The 1,631-nt window shown below is 60.3% G+C and carries 1 protein-coding gene; it reads left to right on the top strand.

Translation table 11 applies throughout. From position 1 onward, the window contains the following. Window positions 1-173: 173 nt before the first annotated feature. A complete protein-coding gene (locus HIJ39_RS22790; protein WP_169103317.1) occupies window positions 174-1,538 on the top strand; it encodes an ISNCY family transposase in 1,365 nt (454 codons plus the stop codon). Window positions 1,539-1,631 lie beyond the last annotated feature (93 nt).

The following is a 1,631-nucleotide window of genomic DNA, read 5'->3' on the forward strand; positions in this document are numbered from 1 at the left end:
AGATTCTGCTGAAAAAGTCTCTTGTTGCCGATCCGTGAAAACCGCATAAAAGCAGGGATTCCCGGCCCTATTGTCGAATTTATCCAGTGACGAAACCATCCAAATTCGAAGGGGGGAATCCCGATAAGCAGGTATTCGCGCTAGCCGCTTTCAATTCCTGCTTCGGGGAACCGATGCAACACGTTGATCACGAGCAATTAGACTTTCTGACGGCGGCGATGCCGCCGGAGGTGTGGACAATGCCCGTCGAATTGGCGGCCATTGATCATCTATTGGCGGATCCGGCAATTTTGGCACCTCTACTAGCCAATCTCGACCCCGTGCGGGGTCGACCATGCGTCCCAGCTGCGCAAGTGTTGCGGCTGTTGTATTTGAAAGAGCGGTATCAGCTATCGGACCGGGATCTGATCCAGGAAGTATCCGATAGCTTTCACTGGCGGCAGTTTTGTCACTTCGGGGTGGCGGACGCCTTGCCGCATCCGTCGACGTTAACGTATTGGCGCCGACGCCTGGGACCGGAGGGTATTCTGGCTATCAATCGGGCCGTGACGGCCCGACTCCAGGCGGACAAGGTGATCCGGGGCCGCCGATTTCGGATCGACTCCACCGTCACTGAAGCCAACATTCATCATCCCACGGATTCGGGTCTCCTGGGCGATGCGATCCGCCGGGTGACCCGGCGAGCACGCCGACTGCACACCATCATAAAGGAGGCACCGGTTCCAGTCCGGGACCGTGCGCGCAGTGTGAAACGGCGGATCCTCGAAATTGGAAAGGTGTTGAAGCGCCGCACTGGCGAAGCCGTCGCCGAGGTACGCCGAATTACGGAAGAGTTGGCGCGGATCGGCGTGGCGCAAGGGCGTGCTGTGGGCCGGTTGATCGACGGGGCGAAGGAGCAGATTGCGGTGTTGGACCAAGCCGCCGCCCACCGGGTCGCCCAAGTCGAGGAGGCTTTGCAGGACCTTCAGACGGTCATCCGCCAGAGTCGCGCGGCCACCGCCGGAGAACGGATCCCCGATCGGATGGTGAGCGTGGCGGATCCCGATGCGCGGCCAATTAAGAAGGGCAAACTGGGGACACCCGTGCAATTTGGCTACAAAGTCCAGATTATGGAGGCGGAAAATGGGTTTGTGACCGACTACTCGGTCAGCACCGGGAACCCACCGGATGCGGACGCGCTCGGTCCCGCCTTGGATCGCCATCGCGCCCAGTTTGGGCGCGATCCCGACATCGTGGCCACCGATCGCGGCTATGACAGTGCCCGCAACCAACAAGATTGCCAGGACCGAGATATTGGTACCATCGCGATTCCCAAGCGGGGCAAGAAATCAGGGGCCCGCATCGCCGCGGAACGAAAACCCGCTTTTCGCCGGGCTCAGCGTTGGCGTGCGGGTGGTGAAGGAACGATTAGTCGGTTAAAACGGAAATATGGGCTCCGGCGAAGTCGATATCGGGGCTATGATGCCGTGGCGACGGGCATCGGGCTGGGCATCTTCGCCCATAATGTCCGCCGCTGGGCCCAGCGGCAGGCTAGCTAGCGCCCCTAGTCCGGCAAAGGCCCCCCATCCCCATTGCCCAAATGGTGTTCCCGTCTGGGTCATCGACACGGACCGACTTTTTCAGCAGAATCT

Source organism: Sulfobacillus harzensis, from assembly GCF_012933365.1.
In the GTDB taxonomy this organism is placed as follows: Bacteria; Bacillota; Sulfobacillia; order Sulfobacillales; family Sulfobacillaceae; genus Sulfobacillus_B; species Sulfobacillus_B harzensis.